The sequence below is a fragment of the Mesorhizobium robiniae genome (assembly GCF_040545535.1).
GTDB lineage: Bacteria > Pseudomonadota > Alphaproteobacteria > Rhizobiales > Rhizobiaceae > Mesorhizobium > Mesorhizobium robiniae.
In genome coordinates this window covers 46683-68790 of the sequence record NZ_JBEPMC010000004.1, presented here as the reverse complement: position 1 = coordinate 68790, position 22108 = coordinate 46683, and the positions used below count along the sequence as shown (strand labels likewise).

22 protein-coding genes and 1 pseudogene are annotated in these 22108 nt (G+C 61.9%); 7 read left to right on the top strand and 16 right to left on the bottom strand.

Annotation, left to right across the window (positions count from 1 at the left end):
• The first annotated feature begins 126 nt into the window (after positions 1 to 126).
• Positions 127 to 369 carry a hypothetical protein gene (locus ABID19_RS12210; RefSeq protein WP_352932113.1) on the top strand — a complete coding sequence of 81 codons (243 nt, stop codon included), beginning with the start codon at positions 127 to 129 and terminating at the stop codon, positions 367 to 369.
• 90 nt (positions 370 to 459) lie between these two features.
• Here the strand turns inward: ABID19_RS12210 and ABID19_RS12205 are convergent, their stop codons facing one another.
• Entirely contained in the window at positions 460 to 1188 is a 729-nt protein-coding gene (locus ABID19_RS12205; RefSeq protein ID WP_354490785.1) for a hypothetical protein, read from the bottom strand.
• A gap of 172 nt (positions 1189 to 1360) precedes the next feature.
• Positions 1361 to 2473: an endonuclease/exonuclease/phosphatase family protein gene (locus tag ABID19_RS12200; RefSeq protein WP_354490783.1), complete on the bottom strand. Its 1113-nt coding sequence runs from the start codon at positions 2471 to 2473 to the stop codon at positions 1361 to 1363.
• 166 nt (positions 2474 to 2639) lie between these two features.
• Between ABID19_RS12200 and ABID19_RS12195 the strand changes: the two genes are divergently transcribed.
• Positions 2640 to 3218, top strand: a complete 579-nt coding sequence (locus ABID19_RS12195) for a BA14K family protein (RefSeq protein WP_354490781.1) — start codon at positions 2640 to 2642, stop codon at positions 3216 to 3218.
• 225 nt (positions 3219 to 3443) lie between these two features.
• Here the strand turns inward: ABID19_RS12195 and ilvC are convergent, their stop codons facing one another.
• Positions 3444 to 4463 (bottom strand): ketol-acid reductoisomerase, encoded by a 1020-nt coding sequence (gene ilvC / locus ABID19_RS12190; protein WP_112618716.1) that lies wholly within the window; start codon positions 4461 to 4463, stop codon positions 3444 to 3446.
• Positions 4464 to 4601: 138 nt separating this feature from the next.
• Positions 4602 to 5255 (bottom strand): TetR/AcrR family transcriptional regulator, encoded by a 654-nt coding sequence (locus tag ABID19_RS12185; RefSeq protein ID WP_435528718.1) that lies wholly within the window; start codon positions 5253 to 5255, stop codon positions 4602 to 4604.
• Positions 5256 to 5419: 164 nt separating this feature from the next.
• Here ABID19_RS12185 and ABID19_RS12180 point away from each other — a divergent pair, with 164 nt between their 5' ends.
• Positions 5420 to 5848: a DUF1772 domain-containing protein gene (locus ABID19_RS12180; RefSeq protein WP_354490779.1), complete on the top strand. Its 429-nt coding sequence runs from the start codon at positions 5420 to 5422 to the stop codon at positions 5846 to 5848.
• A 34-nt stretch (positions 5849 to 5882) separates the two neighbouring features.
• Here the strand turns inward: ABID19_RS12180 and ABID19_RS12175 are convergent, their stop codons facing one another.
• Positions 5883 to 6341 carry a MarR family winged helix-turn-helix transcriptional regulator gene (locus ABID19_RS12175; RefSeq protein ID WP_354490777.1) on the bottom strand — a complete coding sequence of 153 codons (459 nt, stop codon included), beginning with the start codon at positions 6339 to 6341 and terminating at the stop codon, positions 5883 to 5885.
• Between the two features lie 96 nt (positions 6342 to 6437).
• Here ABID19_RS12175 and ABID19_RS12170 point away from each other — a divergent pair, with 96 nt between their 5' ends.
• Positions 6438 to 7214, top strand: coding sequence for a glutathione S-transferase family protein (locus ABID19_RS12170; protein ID WP_354490775.1), 777 nt, complete (start codon positions 6438 to 6440; stop codon positions 7212 to 7214).
• Here ABID19_RS12170 and ABID19_RS12165 read toward each other — a convergent pair.
• On the bottom strand, positions 7162 to 8400 hold the full coding sequence (locus ABID19_RS12165) for an FAD-dependent oxidoreductase (protein ID WP_354490773.1): 1239 nt from the start codon (positions 8398 to 8400) through the stop codon (positions 7162 to 7164). The two genes, ABID19_RS12170 and ABID19_RS12165, sit on opposite strands and share 53 nt — an antisense overlap.
• A 96-nt stretch (positions 8401 to 8496) precedes the next feature.
• Positions 8497 to 8907, bottom strand: a complete 411-nt coding sequence (locus ABID19_RS12160; RefSeq protein ID WP_354490771.1) for a winged helix-turn-helix transcriptional regulator — start codon at positions 8905 to 8907, stop codon at positions 8497 to 8499.
• A gap of 135 nt (positions 8908 to 9042) precedes the next feature.
• Between ABID19_RS12160 and ABID19_RS12155 the strand changes: the two genes are divergently transcribed.
• Positions 9043 to 9933, top strand: a complete 891-nt coding sequence (locus ABID19_RS12155) for an SDR family oxidoreductase (RefSeq protein ID WP_354490769.1) — start codon at positions 9043 to 9045, stop codon at positions 9931 to 9933.
• A gap of 154 nt (positions 9934 to 10087) precedes the next feature.
• Here ABID19_RS12155 and ABID19_RS12150 read toward each other — a convergent pair whose 3' ends face one another.
• Both ABID19_RS12150 and ABID19_RS12145 read right to left on the bottom strand, forming a co-directional pair.
• Entirely contained in the window at positions 10088 to 12001 is a 1914-nt protein-coding gene (locus ABID19_RS12150) for a potassium transporter Kup (protein ID WP_354490767.1), read from the bottom strand.
• A gap of 103 nt (positions 12002 to 12104) precedes the next feature.
• A complete protein-coding gene (locus tag ABID19_RS12145; RefSeq protein WP_354490765.1) occupies positions 12105 to 12845 on the bottom strand; it encodes a pyridoxine 5'-phosphate synthase in 741 nt (246 codons plus the stop codon).
• A gap of 113 nt (positions 12846 to 12958) precedes the next feature.
• Between ABID19_RS12145 and ABID19_RS12140 the strand changes: the two genes are divergently transcribed.
• The gene (locus ABID19_RS12140) at positions 12959 to 13363 is read left to right on the top strand and encodes a SpoIIAA family protein (protein ID WP_354490763.1); all 405 of its coding nucleotides are present in this window, start codon (positions 12959 to 12961) and stop codon (positions 13361 to 13363) included.
• 15 nt (positions 13364 to 13378) lie between these two features.
• Here the strand turns inward: ABID19_RS12140 and ABID19_RS12135 are convergent, their stop codons facing one another.
• Positions 13379 to 14506 (bottom strand): ATP-dependent DNA helicase, encoded by a 1128-nt coding sequence (locus ABID19_RS12135; protein ID WP_354490762.1) that lies wholly within the window; start codon positions 14504 to 14506, stop codon positions 13379 to 13381.
• A gap of 256 nt (positions 14507 to 14762) precedes the next feature.
• Between ABID19_RS12135 and ABID19_RS12130 the strand changes: the two genes are divergently transcribed.
• Positions 14763 to 15452 carry a hypothetical protein gene (locus ABID19_RS12130; RefSeq protein ID WP_354490761.1) on the top strand — a complete coding sequence of 230 codons (690 nt, stop codon included), beginning with the start codon at positions 14763 to 14765 and terminating at the stop codon, positions 15450 to 15452.
• Positions 15453 to 15574: 122 nt separating this feature from the next.
• Here ABID19_RS12130 and ABID19_RS12125 read toward each other — a convergent pair.
• The 6 genes and pseudogenes from ABID19_RS12125 to ABID19_RS12100 all read right to left on the bottom strand — a co-directional run.
• Positions 15575 to 15673, bottom strand: a pseudogene (locus ABID19_RS12125) (IS481 family transposase); the annotation flags it as partial.
• Positions 15674 to 15896: 223 nt separating this feature from the next.
• A complete protein-coding gene (locus ABID19_RS12120; RefSeq protein WP_354491589.1) occupies positions 15897 to 16250 on the bottom strand; it encodes a nitrile hydratase accessory protein in 354 nt (117 codons plus the stop codon).
• A 19-nt stretch (positions 16251 to 16269) separates the two neighbouring features.
• Positions 16270 to 16929 (bottom strand): nitrile hydratase subunit beta, encoded by a 660-nt coding sequence (gene nthB / locus ABID19_RS12115; RefSeq protein WP_354490759.1) that lies wholly within the window; start codon positions 16927 to 16929, stop codon positions 16270 to 16272.
• The gene (gene nthA / locus ABID19_RS12110; RefSeq protein ID WP_354490758.1) at positions 16926 to 17531 is read right to left on the bottom strand and encodes a nitrile hydratase subunit alpha; all 606 of its coding nucleotides are present in this window, start codon (positions 17529 to 17531) and stop codon (positions 16926 to 16928) included. The genes nthB and nthA overlap by 4 nt, the downstream gene beginning before the upstream one ends.
• A gap of 65 nt (positions 17532 to 17596) precedes the next feature.
• Complete coding sequence (locus tag ABID19_RS12105; RefSeq protein ID WP_354490756.1) at positions 17597 to 20758, bottom strand: efflux RND transporter permease subunit; 3162 nt, start codon at positions 20756 to 20758, stop codon at positions 17597 to 17599.
• Entirely contained in the window at positions 20755 to 21981 is a 1227-nt protein-coding gene (locus ABID19_RS12100) for an efflux RND transporter periplasmic adaptor subunit (RefSeq protein WP_354491587.1), read from the bottom strand. Before ABID19_RS12100 ends, ABID19_RS12105 begins: the two co-directional genes overlap by 4 nt.
• Between the last annotated feature and the right edge of the window lie 127 nt (positions 21982 to 22108).

Sequence of the window (22108 nt, the reverse complement as noted above, 5' to 3'; positions counted from 1 at the left end):
CGTCACGCGACGTTTCGGCTGTTTAAATTTCTTTTGGTGGTCTTTCGCCTCCTCCCTGTCGTCAGTCAACCTGCGGTGCTAGTATAGTCGTCAGGGCTAATATGACCCTCAGGGGGGGTGGGAAGTATGAGCAAGAAAGAACGCCTGATTCTGGCGATGGTGATCGTCGAGGCCGCCTTGGCAGGCCTCTGGTGGTATCTGGCCAGCTATGGCATGGCCAATCCCGATCGCGTCACCGCCGATTTCCAGCAAGTCATCGGCCAGACGATGGGAATTGCGATGGGGGGCTTGCTGGGTCTTGGGATCGTCCTGTTTTTCGTTGCCGCCCGCAACGACCGCAAAGCCACCGCAGGCAAAACGCGTCGCTAGAGCGACGTGCGTCCAGTTGGACGCACAAAACGCGCTCTAACACTTTGAATCTGCTCTTCCCAAAATCGATTCCGATTTTCGGGCCGATCGTTAATCCCCGCCGGCAAAATGCCACTCGATCAGCGGCTTCATGTGCGGCATCAGCCCGTCCGGCAGGTCTTTGGCAGTGCGGATGATGACAGGCCCTTCGATTTCCGGCTCTGCCCCTAAATCAGCCTCTGCGGCAACAAAGGCGCTGATGCGCTGCGCGATCTCATCGGCGGATGCCGGCGCGCGATAGCGGCGAAAGATCACCGTGCCGCTTGCCGTCGACAGGGCATAGTAGCGCTTGCCGCGTGTCACGCCGGCAAGGTCGAGGCCGGTTTCTTCCTGCACCTCGCGGATCATGTTGAAGTCGACATCGACGAGCCCGTCGCGGAAATCGGTCGGCTCGAATGAGCCGGCGGCGAAATAGACGCGGCCGGCATTGACCGTGTGCGGCGCCATGCGGATCGCCACCAGCGCATTGTCGCCGGCGACCAGCATGGCATGGGCATAGGCGTGCTCGGCGCCAGCCACCTGCCGATTGCCGCGCCAAAGCATGAAGGTCGAATAGCGCACCGCATGGCAGCGGCCGACAAGGCTGTTATCGCGATAGCTCAGCGCCGAAAGCAGCACCACGGTGCCATCGAACAGCGCCGGGTTGGCCGCGATCTCACGGCCCCAGTTCTCGGCGATCGCCTGCGCATTATCGCGTTCGAACGGGTGCGGGCCGGGGTCGAGCCTGACGTCGACGGCGTCGACCGGCAGAATGACGTTGCGCGGCAGGTCGAAGCTCAACGGAGCGATCCTCGGAGCGAGATGAGGTCCAATTGGAGCATTCTGCCGGTTGTGGTTTGGGTCAAGGTCGACGGCTTTGTCGCAGGCCGTACCGGAAGTACGGACAAGACAAAGGCCGATGGATTTGGCCCAAACCAGCCCGGGAGAAGTTCCAATTTGACCTCGTTTCGCTCTATGCCATGTCCAGGGTGATCGCCACCGGACAATGGTCCGACGCCTTCGGCCGGTCCCAGCCGGCACGCGGAAAGCGGTCCACCTCCTGGCCCGCCGGAAAAATCGTGCGCCATGGCTGGCCGTTGCGGATGATGTCGGGAACGGCCGTCGCATTCGTGCTGGCCAGCGCCTTCGACAACAGAATGTAATCGAGCTGGCATAAATGCCGCTCTTCCGGCCCGCGCGTATGATAGAAAGTCCAACGGTCCATCTCCGGCCGCCGCTCGACCGCATTCTCGCAAAAGCCGCCGGCGGTGAGCACGTTGAGGCAGGACTGGCTCTCGTTGATCACCTCGAAGCGGTAGCCGTCAAAGGCGTCGCCGGAGACCTTTACGCGCTGCCGATAGTCGTTCATGTCGCCGCAGATCGCCCAGCGCTTGTCGGCTGCATGATCCTCACCGAAACGCTCCTCGATGATCCGGCGCACCGCTTGCGCCTCGGCAATGCGCAGCGGCATCGTCGCCTCGCGCCCGTCAAGACCGTTGCGGGGCGAGCCCATCGACTTGAAGTGCACGAGATAAAGCGTCAGCGGCACGCCGCCTACCTTCAGGTCGATTTCAAGGCAGTCGCGCCGGAAGATGCGCTGATTGGCCTGGTGCCCAAGCGCCGCCAGTTCAGGCGTGTGCAGGCCGAACTGCTCGAACGTGACATAGGCGTGGCTTGTCATCCGCACGAATTCGATCGGCTGGCCCTGCGCGGTCTCGTTGCGCATCATCACGGCGACGTCGATACCGCGCGAATCATTGCCGGCGGTGGTGTATTTCTGCCGATAGCCGTGCCCGACCATCTTGAACAGATAACCGTACTCGAATGCCTTCAGTGCCTCGATGTTGTCGACTTCCTGCATGCAGATGATGTCGGCGCGGGTGGCAGCAATGGCCAGCGCCGTCAGCTGGCGCGTATCGTCGGATTGCGCGATCGCCCGCGCCTGCTCCAGCATCCTGTATTCGGCCTCGCTCTGGATATCGAAGAGCGCCAGCGTGCGATCTTCGTTGAGCTGGTTGCGGTATCCGGAAAAATCAAACCTGTTCATCAGGTTTTCGACGTTGAAAGTAGCGAGGCGCAGCGACATGGCGGTGACCTTTGCCCACAAGCGGGCCCGAAAACAAGAGCCTGCCTTGCCCGTTATGGTTGACGGAACCTTTTCGTTCATCCTCCGTTCAGGCGGGAGGTTCCATGAATGATGTTCTTCCCCGGGGTATTCTGGGCGTGGGGCCTGAAATCTCTTGGAGAGTGCAATGAACTCGCTCTTTTCTTCGACGGTAAAATCCGGGCTGATAGCCCTGGGTCTCATCTCCGGCATCACGGCGCCGTCCGCCGCCGGCCCGATCATGCAACCCGAAATCTCGGTGCCCGCCAGCACCGTTGCACCGACAATCACGCCTGTCCGCGATAGCTGGGCCGGCGGCAACAACCCGCGCTTCAACGAGTGGCAATGGCGTCGCAATGACGGGCGCCGTTTCTCAAGGTCGGGTAACTGGGACCGCGGTGACTGGAACCGCCGAAACTGGAACCGCAGACACTGGAATCGCGGAGACGACTGGCGTTGGCGTCATCATCGCCGCCATTACCGCGGCCGCTACTACGATGATGGCGCGGGTGCCGCGATTCTCGGCCTGGGCCTCGGGCTCGGCCTTGGCAGCATGTACAACAACTACAACTATTACGATGCGCCGCCCCCGCGCCGCTATTATCGTGCAGGGTCGAGCGCTCACGTCCGCTGGTGCTATAATCGTTACCGCTCGTATCGCGCCTGGGACAACACATTCCAGCCCTATGGCGGTCCACGCCAGCAGTGCTGGTCGCCCTACAGCTGATCGACTGATGCATTCCGGCGGTCGACGAAACTAGGAGAGGCGAGGCGGGAACAGCATGCCTTCGCACTCGTGGAAAAGCCGGCGGAGCGATCCGCCGGCTTCTGCCTGCGCAAGATGAAATTGCGGATCAGTTCCTGGCCTTGTCGACCAGCTTGTTCTTGGAAATCTCCCGCGCGCCCGCAGGCCGAAGCCCGAGGACGCGCAAGGAAATGAACTGGATCTCGATCAGTTCTTGGCCTTGTCAACCAGCTTGTTCTTCGAAATCCACGGCATCATCGCACGCAGCTTGGCGCCGACTTCCTCGATCTGATGGCTGTCGTTGTTGCGGCGGATGCCTTTGAAGCGCGACATGCCGGCGCGGTATTCCTGCATCCATTCCGAGGTGAACTTACCGGTCTGGATGTCCTTCAGCACGCGCTTCATCTCGGCCTTGGTCTCGGCGGTGATGATGCGCGGACCCGAAACATATTCGCCCCATTCGGCAGTGTTCGAGATCGAGTAGTTCATATTGGCGATGCCGCCCTCATAGATCAGGTCGACGATCAGCTTGACCTCGTGCAGGCACTCGAAATAGGCCATCTCAGGCGCGTAGCCGGCTTCCACCAGCGTCTCGAAACCGGCGCGGATCAGCTCGACCAGGCCGCCGCACAGCACAACCTGTTCGCCGAACAGGTCGGTCTCGCATTCCTCGCGGAAATTGGTCTCGATGATGCCCGAACGGCCGCCACCGACGCCGCAGGCATAGGACAAAGCCAGATCGAGCGCGTTGCCCGAAGCGTCCTGGTTGACGGCGACCAGGCACGGCACGCCGCCGCCCTTCTGGTATTCGCCACGCACGGTGTGGCCGGGACCCTTCGGCGCGATCATGACGACGTCGACCGAGGCCTTCGGCTCGATCAGGCCGAAATGCACGTTGAGGCCGTGGGCAAAAGCGATCGCTGCGCCGTCGCGGATGTTCGGCGCGATCTCGTTCTTGTAGATGTCGGCCTGCAATTCGTCCGGCGTCGCCATCATCATCAGGTCGGCCCATTTGGCAGCGTCCGCCACGCTCATCACCTTGAGCCCGTCAGCCTCTACCTTCTTGGCGGTCGCCGAGCCGGCCTTGAGGCCGATGGCGATGTCCTTGGCGCCGGAATCCTTGAGGTTGAGCGCATGCGCCCTGCCCTGGCTGCCATAGCCGATGATGGCGACCTTTTTGCCCTTGATCAGGTTGAGATCGGCGTCGCGATCGTAATAGACACGCATTTTTCTTCCTTCCCGTTGTGAATTTCAGAGCATGATGCCGAAAAGTGTGAAGCGGTTTTCGGACGACATCATGCTCTATCTCTTTGAATTAGAGCCGGATTCCGATTTCAGATCGACTTGACCTGGAATCATCCGGCTCTAGAGGCCTCGCGGCCCGGTTTTTGCTCCGTAGAGAGCGAGAAACTGCTGCGTCGCCCGGACGGCATCGCCGCCGATCGCCGCATCAGTCATTTCCAGCCGGTCGCCGAGCAGAAGGCGAATCTGCACGTCACGGGCGACCAGCCCGAAAAAGGTACGGAATGCCGCTTCGGCATCCGAGAATTCGAGAAGCCCGGCCTGCTGGCCTGCGTCCAGCACCGGTTTCAGGCGCCTGGCCAGCGCGAAGCGGCCATTCTCCAACACGATCGCGCCGAGATCGTCCTTGCCGGATCCGGCGTGGCTGACCGCGACGCGGTTGAGCGCAATCGAGGTGTCGCTCGAAATCACCTTGAGCCAATCCGAAGCGAAGCGCTCGAGGCTCGCCGTCAGTGAGGCAAGGTCAAGCCCCTTGCGGTCGACCGGCACCACTCGCACCTTGGACGCCTGCCATTGCACCGTTGCCGTCAAAAGCCCGTCGCGATCGCCGAACCATTTGTAGAGCGTTTCCTTGGAACAGCTCGCCCGCCGCGCTACGGCGGTCATGGTCAACTGATCGCCCTCCTCGACCAGCAGGCGCAGGGCGGCGTCGAGCACGGCTTTCTGCCGCTCCGTCAGCACCCCGCTGGTCTCGATGTCGGCGCTTGCCTGCAACAAACTCTTTTCCTGCTCGAAGACGGCGGCATTCGATCAGAAGGCCGTACCGTACGTTACGGTTCTGACTCTATGACGTATTGTCCGAACCGGTGCAAGCCCCTATCTCCATTTTGACGCTTTCCAGTAGGACGGCCCTTACGGGAACGGCGTATCACGGAGGGAAGATGCTCATCGGCCTGCTCGCCTTGACCTTTACCGCCGCCTTCGCCGGCGCCGCCATCTATGTCAGCGTCGCCGAGCAGCCGGCGCGGCTTCGCCTCGATGACCGGGCGTTGCTGCAGGAATGGCAGCCTTCCTACAAGCGCGGCGCCGCCATGCAGGCGTCGATCGCCGTTGTCGCCTGTGTTCTTGGTGTCGTTGCCTGGTGGCAGACCGGCAGCCTCGCCTATCTGGCCGGGGCAGTGCTAATCATCCTGCCCTGGCCATGGACGCTGATCGCAATGATGCCGACCAACCGATTGCTGGAGGCGATGGACGCGGCCGCCGCCAATCCACAGTCCCGGGCATTAATCATCAAATGGGGCAATCTGCACCTGATCCGCGTCGCGCTTGGCGTTCTGGCGGCGTCGGCATTTCTGTGGGGCAGTGCCTGACGGCTGCAATCGACCTTCAGCGCCAACGGCGACATCACTCCAGGGCGGCTGGATGGCGCAGCCGCCCAAGCAGAGCCGACAAGATTTCGAGGTCGTCGTTGGAAAGCTTGGCGCCGACCAGCTCCGCGATCGATCGTCCGTAGACGGCCCACATGCGGCGGCGCGTCTCGCGCCCCTTGCCCGTAATGCGGATAGTTTGTCCTCGCCCATCATCGGCAACCCTGAGCTTCTCGACCAGCCCGTCGGCTTCGAGCCGCGCCAGCAGCCGGGAGATGTTGTATTGCGCAAACAATGTGCGCTCGATCAGCTGGAACGGCCGCAACCCGCCCTCACCCGCTTCGGCAAGCTCATGCAGCACGTCGTACCAGGCAAGCGGCGGTAAGCTGCTGTCCTTCAGCGCGTCTTCAGCTCTTTCCACCAGCTGGCGCGAAACGCGCATCAGGCGCGCCCAGGCTTTGATGGCCACGGGCGAAGGATTGGTTTTCTCCGTCATGGTTGCAGCATAGGTGATAGATGCAAATGCATCAAGCTTGCCAGTGGATGCAATTGCGTCCATATAGATGCAATTGCATTTATAACGGAGGCTGTCATGGAACATGAAATCTGCAAGATCGCCGACATCCCGGAGACGGGCAGCCTGGTGACCGACAAGCTCGTTCTCGTCAGCCACCACCTTTGTCCCTATGTGCAGCGCGCGGCGATCTCGCTCGCCGAAAAGGACGTGCCGTTCGAACGGATCACCATCGATCTCGCCAACAAACCGGCCTGGTTCAAGGCGATATCGCCGCTCGGCAAGGTGCCGCTGCTGCGCGTGCAGCGGGATGGCGAGGAAACGGCGATCTTCGAATCGGCGGTCATCCTCGAATTCCTTGAAGAGACGCAGATCAACTCACTCCACCCTGCCGACCCGCTGGCCCGCGCCCGCCATCGCGCCTGGATCGAGTACGGCTCGGCGATCCTCAACGCCATCGGTCGCCTCTATTCCGCACCGACCGAGGCCGCCTTCCTTGTCGAAAGCGAAGGTCTGTCGGCGATGTTCGATCGTCTCGAAGCGGAACTGGCGGCTGGCCGAGCTGGACCATGGTTCGCCGGCGAGCGCTTTTCATTGGTCGATGCTGTCTATGGACCAATCTTCCGCTATTTCGACGCTTTCGATCGGATCGGCGATTTCGGCATCCTGAGCGGAAAGCCGCTTGTCGACGCCTGGCGCAAAGGATTGCACGAACGCAAGTCGGTGAAGGGCGCTGTCACTCCGGATTATCCACAGCGCCTTCATGCATTCCTGCTAGCGAGGGGTTCGCATCTTTCGAAACTCATCCGCCGCACCGAGGCAGCCACTGCGCTTCCTCAATCCCGATCCGCCTGAACGGATCGACCAGTGTTCCAGCCACCATCGAGGCAAGGATGTTTGGCGCCGGTGGAATTTTTGCCACCGACGCCACCAGTCTGTCGCGGACAAACGGCATCACGGTCGAATCCGACTGATAGAACGGCGTCAGCATCAGCGACAGCGCCTGAAAGACCCGGACGTGCCACCGCCGCGCCTTGGCATAAGTCTCCAGCGCCGCGTCGACGCCGTCAGTCTGCAGCAGCGCGTAGTTGAGCGCCGCCGCGTCGAGCAGCGCCATGTTCGCCCCTTGCCCGAGCTGCGGGCTGGTCGAATGCGCCGCATCGCCTATCACAGCCAATCGCCTTGCGGCCGGCACCTTGAGCGTGTGATGGCCGTAGCGCGCCAGCGAAAGCTGGTCGAAACTGTCGATCTGGCTCGTGAACGCCTCGCATTCGGGCCAAAGCCGAACAACCCTCGCCTTCCACGCGTCAAGGCCTGCCGCCCTCACCTGCCCGGCGTCCGCCGGCTTCAGGCTCCAAAAGAACGCCGCCATCTCCTCGGCGCCCGGCTCCGGCCGGCCGATCGGCAGTACGCCGATCATCACGCTCGCTCTGTCGTAACGCTGCAGCAGGGCGTGCGCATCGAAACTGTCGCCGCGCCAGCCGAGCGACGCCCAGAACGCGCCATAGGCGAGCGGCCGCGGTTCACCCGGATTCTGCACACACTGCCGCAATTTGGAGCGCGAACCGCTGGCATCGACGATCAGGTCGAATGGCCCTGTCCTTCGCCCGTTGCCGCAGACCAGCATTGCGCGCTCGCCGGCTTCCTGTGTCTCGAGCTCGACGCCGGTTTCGATGACGATCGCCTCGCGCCAGACAGCTCGGAAAAGCACGCCGAACAAGGCCACCCGGTGCACCGCCAGCCCGAAACGACCGTGGCGCTGTGCATCATAGCGGACGTCGAGGACGGTGCGGCCGGTTTTCGCATCGGCGCCATGCAGGCGGTCGATGCGGCTGCCCAACGCGAGGATGTCGTCGAGCAAACCGAGATCGGCAAGCACCGTCAGCCCGGTCGGTTGCAGGATCAGCCCGGATCCGACCGGCTTTGGCACGTCGAAGCGCTCGAAGATGGTGACCCGATGCCCGGCGCGCCTCAGATAGAGTGCCGTGGCCAGTCCGGCCGGACCTGCCCCGGCAATCGCGATGTCCAAAGAAATGCCCATTGCCCGCCGAATCTTTCCGCCCGGGCCGGACAGTCCTTCAGCAGTATCGCCAAATCAAGCCATCGCTCATGGCATTGCCGCTCCTGGCATCCATGATTAGGCCTCGGTAGCGTCGAAGGCGGCGCGCGCGGCGCGCACAGCGCCATGATTGAGCTCGGCCCACTGGAGCAGCTGCTGCAGCGGTCCGAACATCGAGCGTCCGAGATCGGTCAAACTGTATTCGACGCTCGGCGGCTTGGTCGGGAATACCTCGCGATGGACGTAGCCGTCGCGCTGCAAATCGTGCAGCGTCTGGGTGAGCATGCGCTGTGAAATGTCAGGCACCAGCCGCCGCAATTCGCCAAAGCGATAAGGCCTCTCCGCCAGCGCCATCACCAGCAACGAACTCCATTTGCCGCTGATGCCCTGGATCACGTCGCGAACGGGGCAGTCGGCAAAATTGCCCCCGTCGGTCATGGCCTTGTAGACCGCTATCTTCGATCTCAGATTGACGATCTTGCTGTCCACGACTGGTTCCCTGCGTGTGCCTACCTCCCGCAAAACTGCCTTCTTTACGAGGGTCGGTCAATTCCTATTTTAGTGCTGGTCTCTTTTTGAGACTAAATAAGCACCCGCCGCTTTGGCGCAACGACAGGACCTCCCATGACCGAAACTCTTCTCGTAACCGGCGCCTCCGGCCAGCTCGGCCGCGGCGTCATCCATCACCTCTTGGATACGCTCAAGGTCTCGCCCGCACGCATCATCGCCACCACACGCAATCCGGCAAATCTCGCCGACCTCGCGGCGCGCGGCATCGCCATCAGGCGGGCCGATTTCGATGATACCGCGTCGCTCGTCGAGGCATTCACGGGCGCTGACAGGGTCCTGATCATCTCAACCGACGAGCTCGCACTTCAGGGCAAACGCCTGAAGCAGCACCAGACCGCTGTCGCAGCCGCCAAGACGGCCGGCGTCTCGCATCTGCTCTACACCTCGATGCCCAATCCTGAGCCAGGATCGCCGGTGCTGTTTGCGGGCGATCACTACGGCACCGAGCAGGCGATCAAGGCGAGCGGCATCCCCTACACGATTTTCCGCAATGGCTGGTATCAGGAGAACCTGTTCATGTCGCTGCCACACGCCATTGCCTCAGGGCAGTGGTACACATCGGCGGCCGATGGCCGCATCGCCCATGGCGCTCGCGACGACATGGCCGCGGCGATCGCCGCCGGCCTTGCCTCGGGCGCGACCGAAAGCACGACATACACACTGACGGGTCCGCAGGCCCACACGGTCGCTGAGATCGCAGCCCTGGTGACCGACGTCACCGGCAAGCCCATCGAGGTCATCCAGCTTTCGGACGAGGCCCTGACCGAAGGGCTGAAGGCGGCAGGCGTTCCCGAAGGCTTCGCCCCCATCATCGTCTCCTTCGACACCAACACGAGATCCGGCCGCATCAACATGGTGACGGACACGATCGAGACGCTTTCAGGCAAAAAGCCGCAACCGCTGAAGCAATTTCTTGAAGCGAACAAAGCAGTGCTAGCCGGCTGAGTCGGCCGTGGTCAGGGGCATGTCGAGATTCAGGTCAGGCCGAGTCGAGAATGGTGGGTTCCGAGAACCGGAACGGAGCGGACATTGGTCCGTGAGTACCGGAAGCGCAGGAACCCGCCGTTCGCAGGCCGGCCTCACCTGAATATCGGCATGCCTAGATAGCCACCTGCGTTCCGATCTCCACCACACGCCCGGTCGGGATCTGAAAATACTCGGTCGCATCCGCTGCCGTGCGCGCTAGCCCGATGAACAGCTTGTCCTGCCACACCGGCATGCCGGAATTGGGTGATGCCTTGAGCGAGCGCCGCGACAGGAAGAAGGACGTCGTCATGATGTCGAACTTCCAGCCTTGCTTGCGGCAGATCGCCAGCGCACGCGGAATGTTGGGCTGCTCCATGTAGCCGAAGGTCAGCGTCACCCGCATGAACAGCTCGTTGATCGTTTCCATCTTGACCCGGTCACTGTCGGGCACGACGGGCTGCTGCGCCGTCACCACCGAGAGGATGACGTTCTGTTCGTGCAGCACCTTATAATGCTTCAGGCTGTGCATCAGCGCGGTCGGCGCGCTGACGGGATCGCTGGTGAGGAACACGGCCGTACCGGACACCAGTTGCGGTTTCTTCTTCAACAGATTGCCGGCAAGGAAATCGAGCGGGATCTCGTTCCTGCGCGTCTTGTCGAATAGATAGCGACTGCCGCGTATCCAGGTTCCCATGATCAGCCCCATGATGCAGGCAACAGCGATCGAAACCCATCCGCCTTCCACGAATTTCACAATATTTGCCAGGAAGAAACCGGTGTCTATCGTGCCAAAGAGCAGCGCGAGCGCTGCAGCGAGCGCGGTCTGCCATTTCCATTGCCAGCGCATCACCACGAATAGCAAAATAGTCGTCATCAGCATTTCGCCTGTCACCGAAATTCCATAGGCGGAAGCGAGCGAACTCGAACTGCCAAAGCCGACGACCAGCAGCATTACGCCGAGCGCGAGAATGAGATTCACGCGCGGCATGTAAATTTGGCCGAGTTGCATCTCGGAAGTATGCTGAACTTCGATTCTGGGCAGAAGATTGAGCTGCACCGCTTGCCGAGTCAGCGAGAACGCCCCGGAGATGACGGCTTGACTGGCAATGACAGTCGCCGCTGTTGCGAGCCCGACCATCGGTATCAGTGCCCAATCCGGCAGCATCTGGAAAAACGGGTTGTCGGGCACCCCACCGTGCGCAAGAACGAATGCGCCTTGCCCAAAATAGCTGAATAGCAGGCAGGGGAAGACGATCCAGAACCAGGCTAGGACGATTGGACGGCGGCCGAAGTGGCCGAGATCGACGTACAGTGCTTCAGCACCGGTGACCGCCAGAAAAACCGCGCCGACTGTGAGAAATGCGCCCGTTTTGGCTTCGGCAAGGTAGACGACTGCATAGTAGGGGTTGATCGCCAAAAGTACCGAGGGGTCGTCAAGAATGTGCAGCAATCCGGCAATGCCGATCGCCAAAAACCAGAGCGCCGTCACCGGCCCGAAAACGGAGGCCACTCTACCGGTCCCGAAGCGCTGCACGGCAAACAAAACCGCAAGAATCACCAATGTAATGGGAACCACATACGGATCGAACGCCGGGGTCACGACGCTCAAGCCTTCCACCGCTGAAAGCACCGAGATGGCCGGCGTTATGATCGCGTCGCCGAAAAACAATGCGGCTCCGCAAAGACCAATGACAAGAATGCTGCCGGAACCAGCTGGATAAGCTTTCCGGGCCAGCGCCATCAGCGACAGCGTACCGCCTTCACCCTTGTTATCCGCCCGAAGCACGAAGGCGACATATTTTATTGTCACGATAATCGTCAGCGCCCAGACGATCAGCGACAGAATGCCCAGAACGGCACTGCGCGGATCGGTGCCGGACGAAGCATGCAGCGCCTCGCGAAGCGCGTAGATCGGGCTGGTACCGATGTCGCCATAGACCACGCCGAGTGCGCCTAGCATCAGTACCTTGGTGCTGTGCTGTCCAACTTCAGAATGGCTTGATTGTTCGACGGGTTCTGCCTCACTACCACTATTGGTAAGGGCCATGGACAACACTCCGATAAGCGCGCGGTGCTCTACGCTTGCTGCGATGCAATATCAAGTGCCCCAACGTGATGGCTGCCATGTCCGCAAAGCGAAGCTTCCATCTCTACCACCCACAGGCCTTCAGAAACCTTTTGACCGTGCCGGCCATGCCATACTCCAACGCATCGGCTGTCAACCCATGTCCGATCGACACTTCGGCCAGCGCCGGGATGCGCTTTGCCAATGCCGGCAGGTTGTTCACCACCAGATCATGCCCGGCATTGACCTGAAGCCCGGCGGCAAGCGCAGCATCCGCGGTTTTTCCCAATCTTTCCAGCTCCTCCGCCGCTTTTGCAGAATCGGAATGATAGCTGCCATACGGGCCCGTGTAGAGCTCGATCCGGTCGGCGCCGGTGTCGCGCGCGGCCCTCACGCCTGCTGGGTCCGAATCAGAAAACAACGACACGCGAATGCCGGTTTTCTTCAGGCGCTTGACGATCGGTGTCAGGAACGCCGCGTCGGCAACGAAGTTCCAACCATGATCGGAGGTAGCCTGGGCAGGGTCGTCCGGCACCAGCGTCACCTGCTCCGGCTGGTGCTTTTCCACAAGCGCCAGAAAATCCTCATTCGGATAGCCCTCAATATTGAACTCTGCCTTGGGGAATTCGTCGTCGATCAGCGCCCTGATCTCCGGCAGGTCGGAATGCCTTGTGTGCCGCTCGTCGGGTCGCGGATGCACCGTCAGTCCATGCGCACCCGCGGCAAGTGCGATGCGCCCGAGCCCTGTGACGCTCGGCCATGGCAGGTCTCGCCGGTTGCGAAGCATGGCGATGGCATTGAGATTGACGGAGAGTTTTGCAGGCATGGCTTCTCTGGTCCGGATGTATTAGCGGCCATCTATACCGCCTTTGGCGGGAACAGACAGGGGGTTTCCGGTGTTCCAGAGGGACGGATGATGTCCAGCAAGAGGAAGACCCCGTGAATTATCTTGAAGCCGTGCCTGCGGTTCGCCGCATTGACACCGACCGCGACGACCTGTTCGCCATCGATGTCGTCGGCCATGTAACGGGAGCCGACGCGGAGAACCTGTTCGGTTTGCTGGAGGCGGCATACGCGTTGCACCCGAAAATCGACGTGCTGGTGCGCCTGATCGATCATGATGGCGTCGATTGGGTCGATGTGTCGGACGAAACGCTTGAACAGGGCACGGCTCATGCCGTGGAGCATGTCGGCCGCTGCGCGGCGGTCGGCGAGCCGAACTGGGTACCCGACGCGCGGAGCTTGCTGTCTGCTTCCTCGCCGGTCGAGCTCAGGCATTTCGAAGCAGCGGACGAAGCATCCGCCTGGGAATGGCTCGGCGCCAGACCAATTGCTCCTCGGTGAGCTCGACCGATCCGCCTATCTGACAATCGTCAGCCGCTCGGCCGCACGCGTGATCGCGGTATAGAGCCAGCGCTGGCGGGTTTCTTTGAACGCCCAGCTTTCGTCGAAAAGCACGATCTCGTTCCACTGCGATCCCTGCGCCTTGTGCACGGTCAGCGCGTAGCCATAGTCGAAATCGTCGAAGCGCTTTTTCTGCTGCCAGGGAATGTCGGCGTCCGGATCTTCGAACGCCGCCTTGAGCAGCTTGATCTTGGCGACGCCGCGGTCCGGATCGTCCTCCTCCGGTGAGACCAGCAAATTGATGCCGGGCTTCACCGTCTCGCGCGACGAGGTCATCACCTTCCACAGTGAGCCGTTGAGCAACCCCTTGGCCGGGTCGTTGCGCAGGCAGACGAGCTTGTCGCCTGCTTGGGGATAATCGGCATTGAACCCCTTCAGCTCGCGAAGCCGCTGATTATAGCGACGCCGCGTTCTGTTCGTGCCGACCAGCACCTGGTCCGCCTTCAGCACTAGGTCCTGAGTGACGTCTTCCTTGCCGATCACCTGCGCCGTGCCATAGTCGCCGCGCATGAATTCGCGCCCCTCGCGCACGTCGAGCGCCAGCCGGATGATCGGATTGTCGCGCGCCTGGCGGTGGATTTCTGTGAGTAGAATGTCCGGTTCATGGTCGGTGAAGAAACCGCCGCCCGAGATCGGCGGCAACTGGCCGGGATCGCCGAGAACAAGGATCGGCGTGCCGAAACTCATCAGGTCACGGCCAAGCTGTTCATCGACCATCGAACATTCATCGATGACGACGAGCTTGGCCCGCGAGATCGGGCTTTGCCGGTTGAGCGAAAAGGTTGGCGACATCGAGGTCTTGCCGGTCACCTCGTCCGCCACCGATTCCTCGCCCTTCGGCCGGTAGATCAGCGAATGGATGGTGCGGGCATTGACCGCGCCCTTGGAACGCAGCACCTGCGCCGCCTTGCCGGTGAAGGCAGCGAACTGCACCTGGCCGTCAACATGTTCGGCGAAATAGCGCGCCAGCGTCGTCTTGCCGGTGCCGGCATAGCCGAACAGCCGGAAGAGCGGCGGCTTTCCGGTCTTGAGCCAGTTGGCTACCGCTTTCAGCGCATCGTCCTGTTGAGGAGAGAATTCCATCAGCGCGAGAGACCGGATTCGCGAGGGAAAGACAAGGCCGACGGCCACCGGCATCGAAACCGAAGACGATCGGAACGGCAAGCAAGCCTAGTAGGCACGCTGCACTCGGGTGAGCATTTCATTCGATCGGCCGATGTGCAAGGTCATGAAGGCCTTCATATTGAAAGCCGGAGGGTCGACACTGCCGGGGCCCGTCCGGTGGAAAGTACACACCGGGCCCATGCGGCGTCCATCCGAGTGACTAAGGGATGGGCAAATGGTGCGGCTTAAGAAAGTAGCTCTCGAACTGGCAAAGCCAGCACGATATGTCATTGGAGAAGCTCGATTTCTGTGGTGGAAAGCGCGGAACGACTTCGACATTTCAGGCGTGCCGCATCTGGACGACGCCACATTCGATCTTCTCAAGACCGAGATGGCCAAGGCCAGTTCCTATCTCGAATTCGGGTCCGGCGGGTCGACAGTTCTTGCGGCGCAGACGGTGCGCGGGCCTGTCTGTTCGGTCGAATCCGACAAGAAGTTTCTCAGGGCAGTTCAGAGGAAGATTGCCAGCCTCGACCTCCCGGCTCCTAACATGATCTTCGCGGATACCGGGCTTACCGGAAGATGGGGCCATCCAATCCGCCCTTGGTATTCGCGAAAATGGAGAGATTACGCCGAGGCGCCATGGCTAAAGATGAGCGCGCTGCCAGACGTGATTCTCATCGACGGTCGGTTTCGGGCGGCCTGTGCGCTATCGACGCTATTGCATTTCTCTGAAAGCGGAAAGGTAGCAACGGTCATAATCGATGATTATGATGATTATGAGCACCGGCCAAACTACACGCTCGTCGAGGAGTTCGCCTACGCCCCCGTCCGTATCGGCCGTAGTCTGGTCTTCAAGACTGGCCGTGTTAACCGGGGTAAGTGCCTGTCGGTTCTTGAAAGGCTTTACCGGGATACATGGTAGGCAGTAAGTCGCGTCGGATCGGGTGGGCGCATATCACAATCCCAGCCAGCCGCGCACGCAAGAACGCCGAGAGCGGGAACAACAACGCCACAACGGGCGGCGTAGGGTAGGCGACGGCCGCCGGGCGTGAGGCCCTTGGAGGTCTTCAGTCTGCCGCCGAAATTATAGGCTGAGACGAAATCGGTGAGGTGCTGGCGCAGTTGGTCGCGGCTCTTGTACCAGCTCTCGCAAAGGGCAAGATAGAGGCGACAGATGGCCGCTTAGGATGGCGAGAGGCGCCCAAGTCGAAGGCGGCTTAGACGGCCTGCAACAGCGCAGCTGCCCTTCGCACCATAGTTTCGAGTTCACCGTCGAGTATCAGCGCATCCTGGCGATCGACGGCGATTTCGATCAACGCCATTCTGGCTGCCTGCACATGAACAGAGCGAACGGGATTGCTGCGATCTAGCCGGCCGGCCCGCCACGACCTTCGGTCGGCCTGGGATCGTTCTCGAGCAGGATCGGCTTGCCATGGGGCGTTGCATGCGCGGCGCGTTCCCAGGCGGCAGCGAGCGTATCGACGTCGCCCTTGCCTGCAACGCCTTTGGCCGACAGCAAATTTTCCAGCGCCGCGAGCCAGTGCTCGTAATAGTCATGGCCGTCGCTTGCGGCACCCGGTTTTTTGACCTCGGCAGACAAGGCGTCCGCCCATTCGCTCCAGGAAAACAGGCCCTTGTCGTGCAGCGCAACCGTCATGGCGAAGGCTTCCGCCTGCCACGGCTCGGCGAATACCGGTGCATCGACGCCCGCAGGCAGCATGGCAGCGCGTGACTTCGCCTCACGCCGGCTCAAGATAGTTCTCCCAGGCGTCGATCGACACGGTCAGCGTCGGGTCGGCGCCCTCGCCCCAGATCTCCGCGCCGTCAAAAACCACCGTATAGACCCATTGCGGGTTCTCGCCCTGGCCGTGCGCATTGGTGTCTGGGAAGACAAAACCATCACGCACCGCCTCGATGGCGCCTTGCTTGCCGCGGGCGTAGCGCGGCAGCCGTGTGTGGCCGATCGGGTGAAAATTCTTCGTGCGCACCAGATCGCCTGCCTTGAACCGCGCCGGCGTGGCGATCGGTCGGTCGCAGGGGCCGCCCTTGGCCAACACATCAGGCACGTTTTCGGCTTTCAGCACCCGCTTCGGCGTCGCCGCTGGATCGACCGCCTTGCCCGCGGCCAGATCGCGATCGCTGACGAAGCCGTGTCGCTTCAGCAAGGTTTCCAGCGCCTTGGTCCAGATCTCATAATAGCTCGAGGCATAGTAGTCGGCGGGGTGCAGCGATTCCCTCGCATGCCGGCTCTCGTCGATATTCCAGGCACCCATCGCGCCGGCGGTGAGCGTCACACCCAGTGCCCGCCTTTCCCAGGCGGCATGGAAGTACGGCTCGTCCTTTTCGGGTGCGACCGGCCCGAACCCCATCTGCCCACCGAGATCATGCGGTCCGTTCATGCCGGCTCCTTCGCCAGAGCCGTACCGATCATCGCATCGCGCGTCACCAGATCCGCCAGCCGCTCCTCGCTCCAGCCGTCGGTGCCATCAGGCCGCATCGGCACGACCAGGTAACGCAGCTCGGCGGTGGAATCCCATACCCGGATTTTTGTCGTCGCCGGCAGCGTCAGTCCGAATTCATCGAGCACGCCGCGCGGATCGATCACCGCGCGCGAACGATAGGGCGGCGCCTTATACCAAACTGGCGGCAACCCAAGCACCGACCACGGGTAGCACGAACACAGCGTGCAGACGACGAGGTTATGCGTGTCTGCCGTGTTGAACACGGCCTGCATGTGCTCACCTTGCCGGCCGGTGTAGCCGAGCGAGCCGATCGCAGCCGTGGCGTCGCCTTTCAGCACGGCGGCAAAGTCAGGATCGACCCACGCCTTCGCCACCACCTTGGCACCGTTGCGCGGGCCGATTTTTGTCTCGTAGGTTTCGACGATCACGTCGATCGCGGCCGGATCGATCAGCCCTTTCTGGGTGAGGATCGTCTCCAGCGCGCGCACCCGGGCGGCAAAGGGATCAAGCTCGTTATCGTGGTCGTGATTGTGGGACATGGCAGTAAACTACGGCTGCAAGCATCCCATCGCAAGCGCCGCGGCTTGGGCCAGCCTATCCGCTTCTATTCCGCTGCCGCCTTCTGCGGCTCGCCCTTCAATGCTTCTCCGCCGTCGAACAGCGACGGCTGGTCGACGGCTTCGACCGGTAGCTGCTCGTCCCGACGCTTCGGCCACAGCCCGACAAGCCAGCCGGAAAAATGCTCCATGTAGACATAGATGACCGGCGTGACGAACAGCGTCAGCGCTTGCGAAGCGACCAGTCCGCCGACCACTGCCACGCCGAGCGGCTGGCGCAATTCGGCGCTGGCGCCGGTGCCGAGCGCGATCGGGATCGTGCCCATCAGCGCCGCCAGCGTTGTCATCATGATCGGCCGGAAGCGCATCAGGCAGGCCTTGTGGATGGACTCGAGCGGCGACATCCCTTCGCGCCTGAGTTCGAGCGCGACGTCGATCATCATGATGCCGTTCTTCTTGACGATGCCGATCAGCATCAGGATGCCGATAACCGCGATCACCGAAAGGTCCATGCCCGCAAGCCGTAGCGCAACAAGCGCGCCGAGCACCGCCGACGGCAGTCCGGTCAGGATGGTGAGCGGGTGGATAAAGCTCTCGTAGAGGATGCCGAGGACGATGTAGATGGTCAGGATCGCGCCGCCGATCAGCAGGCCCTGATTGGCAAGCGAATCCTGGAACGTTTTCGCCGTGCCCGAAAAGGTCGTCGAGATCGTCGCCGGCATGCCGATCTTTTCCTTCAGCGCATTGATGCGGGCCACGCTGTCACCGAGCGCGACACCCTGCGGCAGATTGTAGGAGATGGTCACCGCCGGAAGCTGGCCGAGCTGATTGACGGTCAAGGCGCCGGCGGTCCGATCGACACGAGCGAAAGCGCCGAGCGGTACCAGACTGCCGCTGGCCGTTCTCACCTTGATCGCCAGCATTCTTTCTGGCGACCACTCGATTCTCGGGTCGAGCTCCATGACCACGTCATAGCTGTCGGCCGAACCGAATATGGTCGATACATGCTCGGTGCCGAAACCGCCATAGAGGCTGGAGCGTAACGTATCGGTGTCGACGCCGAGCGTCGCCGCCTTGTCGCGGTCGACCACCAGCGACGCCTGCAAGGCGTTATTCTGCAAATCATTGGTGACATCTGTGAAGACGCTGTGGTCGGCGGACATCGCGTCGGTGAGCTTCTGCGCCCAAACGTCCGCCGCGCCGATGTCGAGACCCTGCACGACGAACTGATAGGCGCTGGCCGAAGCGCGCGCGCCGAGCCGCAGATTCTGCACCGGCTGCATGAAGGTTTCGATGCCCGGGACAGTGGCCAGCTGTCGCCGCAGATCCGAAAGTACCTTTTCGATGTTGGGGCGCTGGCTCTTGTCCTTCAACTGCACGAAGAGCTGGCCCTGGTTGAGCGCATTGTTTCCGCTGCCTACCGACCACCCTACATGCGAGACGTAAGGTGAATGGGTAAAGACATCAGCCACTTGCCCCTGCAGCTTCACCATGGCGTCGAACGAAATGTCCTGGCGCGCGGTGGTCGTCGCCGAAATCTGGCCGATATCCTCCTGCGGGAAGAAGCCCTTCGGCGAGGTCTGGATCAGCCAGACCGACAGCGCGGCCGTCCCGACGAAGACGAGAAAAACCAGGAAACTGTGCCGCAGGCAGCGGGTCAGCAGCCAGTCATAGCACCGCATGAAGTCATTGTGCCTGTGACCTCCATCCTGCGCTGCCTCGCGCTCGGCCTTCACCGACAGAAGCCGCGAGCACAGCATCGGCGTCAGCGTCAGCGATACGAACATCGACGCCAGTATGGCGACCGTCACCACCACCGCGAACTCGTTGAAGATGCGGCCGATCACTCCGCCCATCAAAAGCACGGGTATGAACACAGCCACCAGCGAGATCGAAATCGAGATGATGGTGAAGCCGATTTCGCGCGCACCCTTGAGCGCAGCGTCAAGCGCCGAGAGCCCGTCCTCCTCCATGTGGCGAAAAATGTTCTCCAGCATGACGATCGCATCGTCGACGACGAGGCCAACCGCCAGCGTCAGGCCCATCAGCGAAATGTTGTCGATGGAAAAGCCAAACAGGAACATGGCGCCGAGCGTGGCGATCAGCGAGATCGGCACCGCCACCGCCGGGATGATCGTCGCCGTTACCCGGCGCAGGAACAGGAAGATCACCATCACCACCAGCGCGATGGTGAGCAGCAGCGTGAACTGGACGTCGTCGACCGCCTCGCGGATCGAGGTCGAGCGGTCGTTGAGCAACTGTATGCTGGCCGCTGCCGGCATTTGATCCTGGAACGACGGCAGCATCGCCTTGACGCGATCGACGACGTCGACGGTGTTGGCATCGGGCTGGCGCTGCACGGCCATGATGATCGCGCGGGTGCCGTCGTACCAGCTGGCTGTCGTCGTGGTCTCGACCGAATCGATGACGCGGGTCACCTCGCCGAGCCGCACCGGATGGCCGTTCCTGGTGGCTATGATGATGTTGGAAAATCCCGCCGCGTTGGTCGGCTGAGTATTGGCTGTGATCGTCAGCTGCTGCTTGTCGTTCTGCAGCACGCCGAGCGGCGTGTTGCTGTTGGCCGAGGCGATTGCCGTCTGGAGCTGGTCGATCGAAATGCCGCGTGCGGCGAGCGCCGTCGGATCGATCTGGACACGCACGGCGTATTTCTGCTGGCCGAAGATCGAGACCTGCGCCACACCCTCGACAGTCGACAGCGACGGCGAGATCACATTCTCGGCGAAGGCATCGAGATCGGTCAGCGGAACTGTGTCGCTGACCAGCGACATCAGCAGGATCGGCGCATCGGCCGGATTGACCTTGCGGTAGCTCGGCGGACTGGTCATCTCGGGCGGCAATTGCCGCTGCGTTCTCGCGATCGCCGCCTGCACGTCGGCGGCGGCTGCATCGATATCCCTGTCGAGCACGAATTGGATGGCGATCGAGGTCTGGCCGAGCGAGCTGGTCGTCGAGATCGAATCGATGCCGGCGATGGTGGCGAACTGTTTGATCAGCGGCGTCGCCACCGAGGTCGCCATGGTTTCCGGCGAGGCGCCCGGCAGCGAGGCCGACACGTTGACCACCGGAAACTCGGCGCTCGGCAAGGCGGCAACCGGCAGGAACTTGTAGGCAAACAGCCCGCCCAGCACGAGCGCAAACGACATGAGCAGGGTGGCGACGGGTCTGCGGATGCAGAATTCGGAGATCATGGGGACGGCCCGCCAGTCTCGGCAACCCTAGGAGACGCTTGATCACTAGGCCCGGCCGAAGCTTCGGCTTCGCGGACCGGCGAGCCGTTCTTCAGCTTTGTCTGACCCTCGACGACGACACGTTCGCCGCTCTTTAGCCCCTCGCCGACAGCGCTGTTGTCGCCTTCGGTCAGTGCGACCTGCACGGGCCGCATCTCCACCGTGTTGTCAGGCTTGATCACATAGACGAACGGCCCCTTCTGGCTGGGTTGGACCGCAACCGTGGGAACGGAGGTCATTTCCGGCATGATGCCGGCATCGAGCATGACATTCACATATTGGCCCGGCCACAGCGAAAGATCGGCATTGGGCACGCTGGCCCGCGTTGCGATCGTGCCGGAGGCGGTGTCGACGCTGGAATCGACGAAATCGAGGGTTCCCTTGCCGACCGGCGTCGGGTTGCCGTCCCTGGTCAGCGTGACAGCGCCTTCCCTTGGCGTCGCCAGTGCCTTGTGTAAAAGGGCAAGATCGCTTTCCGGAAGACTGAAGTTCACCTGCAGCGGGTCCATCTGGGTGATGGCCACCAGCGGGGTCGATGTGCTGTTGCCGTTGCTGGTGGTGACCAGATCGCCGATTGCGACGTTCACCGCGCCAAGCCTGCCGGAAATCGGCGCCGTGATCGTGGCAAAGCCAAGCTGGACCTCGTCCGCATCGATCGTCGCCTTATCGGCATCGACCGTGGCCGCGGCGGACTTCTGCGCGGCGATCGCCTGATCATAGGTTTGCTGCGTGCCGGCCTGCCTGGCGACAAGATTCTTGGCGCGTTCAAGATCGGCCGTGGCACTGGCCAGCAGTGCTAGGTCTTTGGCGAGCGTCGCCTGGTCACGGGCCAGCTGCGCCTTCAGAGCGCGATCGTCCAGCGAGAACAGAAGGTCGCCAGCCTTCACCATCTGGCCGTCCTTGACGGCGATCGATGTGATCTGGCTCGAGATCCGTGCGTTCACGCTGACCACGGCGGGGGAGGATACGAAGCCGATGGCGTAGCGCCGGATTGGGAAGTCGGCCGTCGAAGCGATGGCGGCAACCACCGCAGTCGAATGTGCGGCATTTGCGGCGGCCGCCGGTTCGTCAGGCGCCGCCTGCCCCGCTGACAGCACCTGCCGGAGCTTGTCCGTTGCAGCAGGCGAAAGGTAGAGTCCAGCCGCGACAAGACAGGCGATCGCAAGCACGATCTTTCCACGCATCATCAAAGCCTTCTGTCCGACACGCCGTGGTTCGGTGGTCATTTCTTGGCGTAACTCGCAGCCTCGTGCCGCGGGTGCATCAGATAGATAGAAGGCGCCGAAGGCGGAAAAGTGCCAAAAGCCGGCA

Bases quoted from the DNA above. Each gene is read 5' to 3' on its own strand.
- ABID19_RS12210 (WP_352932113.1), top strand. From the start codon at position 127: ATGAGCAAGAAAGAACGCCTGATTCTGGCGATGGTGATCGTCGAGGCC.
- ABID19_RS12200 (WP_354490783.1), bottom strand. From the start codon at position 2,473: ATGTCGCTGCGCCTCGCTACTTTCAACGTCGAAAACCTGATGAACAGG.
- ABID19_RS12195 (WP_354490781.1), top strand. From the start codon at position 2,640: ATGAACTCGCTCTTTTCTTCGACGGTAAAATCCGGGCTGATAGCCCTG.
- ilvC (WP_112618716.1), bottom strand. From the start codon at position 4,463: ATGCGTGTCTATTACGATCGCGACGCCGATCTCAACCTGATCAAGGGC.
- ABID19_RS12180 (WP_354490779.1), top strand. From the start codon at position 5,420: ATGCTCATCGGCCTGCTCGCCTTGACCTTTACCGCCGCCTTCGCCGGC.
- ABID19_RS12175 (WP_354490777.1), bottom strand. From the start codon at position 6,341: ATGACGGAGAAAACCAATCCTTCGCCCGTGGCCATCAAAGCCTGGGCG.
- ABID19_RS12170 (WP_354490775.1), top strand. From the start codon at position 6,438: ATGGAACATGAAATCTGCAAGATCGCCGACATCCCGGAGACGGGCAGC.
- ABID19_RS12165 (WP_354490773.1), bottom strand. From the start codon at position 8,400: ATGGGCATTTCTTTGGACATCGCGATTGCCGGGGCAGGTCCGGCCGGA.
- ABID19_RS12155 (WP_354490769.1), top strand. From the start codon at position 9,043: ATGACCGAAACTCTTCTCGTAACCGGCGCCTCCGGCCAGCTCGGCCGC.
- ABID19_RS12150 (WP_354490767.1), bottom strand. From the start codon at position 12,001: ATGGCCCTTACCAATAGTGGTAGTGAGGCAGAACCCGTCGAACAATCA.
- ABID19_RS12145 (WP_354490765.1), bottom strand. From the start codon at position 12,845: ATGCCTGCAAAACTCTCCGTCAATCTCAATGCCATCGCCATGCTTCGC.
- ABID19_RS12135 (WP_354490762.1), bottom strand. From the start codon at position 14,506: ATGGAATTCTCTCCTCAACAGGACGATGCGCTGAAAGCGGTAGCCAAC.
- ABID19_RS12130 (WP_354490761.1), top strand. From the start codon at position 14,763: ATGGTGCGGCTTAAGAAAGTAGCTCTCGAACTGGCAAAGCCAGCACGA.
- ABID19_RS12120 (WP_354491589.1), bottom strand. From the start codon at position 16,250: ATGCTGCCTGCGGGCGTCGATGCACCGGTATTCGCCGAGCCGTGGCAG.
- nthB (WP_354490759.1), bottom strand. From the start codon at position 16,929: ATGAACGGACCGCATGATCTCGGTGGGCAGATGGGGTTCGGGCCGGTC.
- nthA (WP_354490758.1), bottom strand. From the start codon at position 17,531: ATGTCCCACAATCACGACCACGATAACGAGCTTGATCCCTTTGCCGCC.
- ABID19_RS12105 (WP_354490756.1), bottom strand. From the start codon at position 20,758: ATGATCTCCGAATTCTGCATCCGCAGACCCGTCGCCACCCTGCTCATG.
- ABID19_RS12100 (WP_354491587.1), bottom strand. From the start codon at position 21,981: ATGCGTGGAAAGATCGTGCTTGCGATCGCCTGTCTTGTCGCGGCTGGA.